Genomic DNA, 3,168 nt, shown 5'->3' with positions numbered 1-3,168 from the left:
GAGCGTTACGGCATGCGACGCCTGCGCTTCTTCAACCTCGCCACCAACCGCACGCAGTGCATACTGGCCGCCTGCGCTTACAATCTGCGCACCATGATTGGCGTCCTCTATCCACCCGATGAGAGGCCGGCATGAGGGAGGAGTCCGCCCCCAATCCGGCGGATGGCAGCCTAAACCGACAAAGGCCTCGCAAGGGCCGCCTAAAACCGCTCTGCCGGCCTTCAAAAAGGCCCTCACTGACCACCGAACTCCACTTCGCTCCCCGTGCAAAGCCCTCCTTCTTGTGGGAGAAGGTGGATCGGCGCGCAGCGCCGAGACGGTTGAGGGGTGCTGGACGGAATGCGGCGTTGGCGATTTTGCCGATGTATACGAGAGTTTGCGCCAAGCTGGAACACCCCTCATCCGACCTCGCTTCGCGAGGCCACCTTCTCCCCCAAGGGGAGAAGGAAAAGACGCTAACCCTTAAAATCCTTCGCCAGCAGATAAAGCTCCACGGATTCATCGCGCGAGGCCGGCGGCTTGACGTGATGGACCGAGCGGAAATTCTGCTTGAGCCTCGAGAGCAGCTCGTTTTCGGCGCCGCCCTGAAAAGTCTTGGCGAGGAAATGGCCGCCCGGCTTGAGCACCGACAGCGCGAAATCGGCTGCCACCTCGCACAGATACATGGTGCGGATGTGATCGGTCCTTTTATGCCCGGTTGTAGGCGCGGCCATGTCGGACAAAACGATATCCGGTCGGCCGCCCAGCGTTTCGGCGAGCTTTTCGGGCGCCTGCGGATCGAGAAAATCCATCAACAGAACCGGCGCGCCGGGCACCGCATCCATTTCGAGATAGTCGATGCCAACGACATGCGGATGTTCGGCCGTCGATTTCGTGCGCGCGGCGGCGACCTGGCACCAGCCGCCGGGTGCCGCGCCAAGGTCGATGACCTTCATGCCGGGCTTGAGCAGATGGTGCTTGTCGTCGATCTCGATCAGCTTGTAGGCCGCGCGCGAGCGGTAGCCGTCGGCCTTGGAGCGTTGGACATAGGGATCGTTGATGTGGCGCTGCAGCCAGCGGCGTGACGATTCCTTCAGGCCGCTCTTCTTCTTGATCCGCGTCTTCAGCACGCGAATGCTGGCAGAGCCTGGTTTTTCCGGTTTCTTGGTCATTGCTTGATTTCTTGTTTGAGTTTTCTCGCTCGCCGAGTTGCGGCCGTTTTTCGGCGGCTGCGCGTTTCGTGAACGGCTTCCCCCACTCCGTCGCTGCTTCGCAGCGCCACCTCTCCCCCCTCCGGAGGGAGAGGAAGGGCGCCAGCCTGCATAAGCTCGCGCCCTTCCTCTACCCCGTCGATCGGGGGAGAGGTGTCGAGCGAAGCTCGACGGAGTGGCGGTCGACTGTTCGACCTAAGCAATGCTTCCGCTTGGGTCCGAGAAAACCGGTTGCCACTTTTCGCTGACGCGGTCCTTCGGTTCGGGATCATGCTCTGCCACGTCCACTGTTGCGCCAGACACCGTCGTCGGCCATCAATTCGCTCAATATGCCTTCACGCAAGCCGCGGTCGGCAACGCGCAGCCTTTCCGACGGCCATACCGCGCGGATCGCTTCCAGGATGGCGCAGCCGGCCAGCACCAGATCGGCGCGATCGGCGCCGATGCAAGGGTTGGCGACGCGCTGCTGAAAGTCCCAGCCGACCAGTTTTTCGACCATGCGGTCGACGCTGTCGCGGTCCATCCACAGCCCGTCGACCCGGCGGCGGTCGTAGCGCTCCAGGTCGAGGTGGACGCCGGCCAGCGTCGTCACCGTGCCCGAGGTGCCGAGCAGATGAAATTTCGGGCTGGCGAGCACATGGCTCAGCCGGTCGCGTCCGTCAAAGGCGTGCAAGCGCACAGCCACATCCTCGACCATGGCGGCAAAGATCTCGCGGGTGACGGTGCGGCCGCCGAAGCGCTCGGCCAGCGAAACCACGCCGACCGGCAGCGACGTCCAGGAGACGATATGGTTGGCGAGCCTCGGCGAGCGGTGGCCGGTGAGATCGATCAGCGCGATTTCCGAGGAGCCGCCGCCGATGTCGAACAGGACGACGCCTTGCGTGTCGCGGTCGACCAGCGAGCCGCAGCCAGACACAGCCAGCCGCGCCTCGGTCTGGCGGTCGATGATCTCGAGCTTCAAACCCGCCTCGCGCTCGACGCGGTCGAGGAACTCGGCGCCATTCGCGGCGGTGCGGCAGGCTTCGGTGGCGATCAGCCGGGCCTTCCTGATCTTGCGGCTGCGCAATTTGTCGCCGCAGATCTTCAGCGCCTCGACCGCACGGTCCATCGCGGGCTGCCCTAGCCGGCCATTGGCGGTGAGGCCCTCGCCAAGCCTGACGATGCGCGAGAAAGCGTCGATGACGCGGAACTGGCCATGCCGCGTCGGCACCGCCACCAGCAGCCGGCAATTGTTGGTGCCGAGGTCGAGTGCGGCAAACACCGGCAGCTCCTGCACCGGCGGACGGCGAATGTCCTGCTCCGGCCTGCTCGGCGCAGTTGAGGGCAAAGGCGCGACGATCGCCTCGGGCGGGCGGCTGGCCGGAGCGCCGCCGGCGGCCGCCGACAGTCCGGCCGCTGCGAACTGAGCGTCATCGCGCACGAAAACCTTGCGGCCGCGCCGGCGTTTGCGTCGCTTCCTGGTCTTGGCCTTCTGCTGGCCATTCTGATGCTGGGGCGCGTCGCCTGCCTGTCCATGACTGGACCAAGGCTGCACCGGGCGGCCATTCTGCCGGCCGGCGGATGGGCTTGCCTGGCCTGATGGCGGCGGCGTAGCCCTGGACACGCCCACATCCGGCGCGCCAGCGCCGGTGTCGTGGTCTTCCACTTCAGTTCCTTCCGGCGCCGCGCGAACCGGAGACCGGACGCAGCAGGCGCTTTCATGTGTTCTAAGTTGCCGCCAGACTAGCAGCGCCGGGCCGGATCACCAAGAGCGCAGGGGCCGAATTTTGGGGTGGCATGAAATGCGGCGACGTTGGTGACCCCTTCTCCCCTTGTGGGAGAAGGTGGCCGAGCCCACGGGTCTTGCCTCCGGCAAGCCCGAGGACAGGCTCCGCTCGGTCGGATGAGGGGTGTTCCTGCTTGGCAAGGCCTCATTTCTTCCAACACCCCTCTTCCGTCTCGGCGCTACGCGCCGATCCACCTTCTCCCACAAGGGGAG

At 65.1% G+C, this 3,168-nt stretch carries 2 protein-coding genes; both read right to left on the bottom strand.

Annotated features, from left to right (window positions below; all coding sequences use genetic code 11):
• Nucleotides 1–455 precede the first annotated feature (455 nt).
• Nucleotides 456–1,151, bottom strand: a complete 696-nt coding sequence (locus EOC93_RS33105; protein ID WP_126106929.1) for an RlmE family RNA methyltransferase — start codon at nt 1,149–1,151, stop codon at nt 456–458.
• Between the two features lie 307 nt (nt 1,152–1,458).
• Entirely contained in the window at nt 1,459–2,835 is a 1,377-nt protein-coding gene (locus EOC93_RS33095; protein WP_127206714.1) for a Ppx/GppA phosphatase family protein, read from the bottom strand.
• Nucleotides 2,836–3,168: the final 333 nt, after the last annotated feature.

The sequence above is a fragment of the Mesorhizobium sp. M6A.T.Ce.TU.002.03.1.1 genome (genome assembly GCF_003997275.1).
GTDB classification, from domain to species: domain Bacteria; phylum Pseudomonadota; class Alphaproteobacteria; order Rhizobiales; family Rhizobiaceae; genus Mesorhizobium; species Mesorhizobium mediterraneum.
The sequence above is the reverse complement of the archived record's forward strand: the minus strand, read 5'-3'. Positions and strand labels throughout refer to the sequence as shown.

What these genes read in the sequence shown, in the direction of transcription:
- EOC93_RS33105 (WP_126106929.1), bottom strand. Translation starts at nt 1,151, where the DNA reads ATGACCAAGAAACCGGAAAAACCAGGCTCTGCCAGCATTCGCGTGCTG.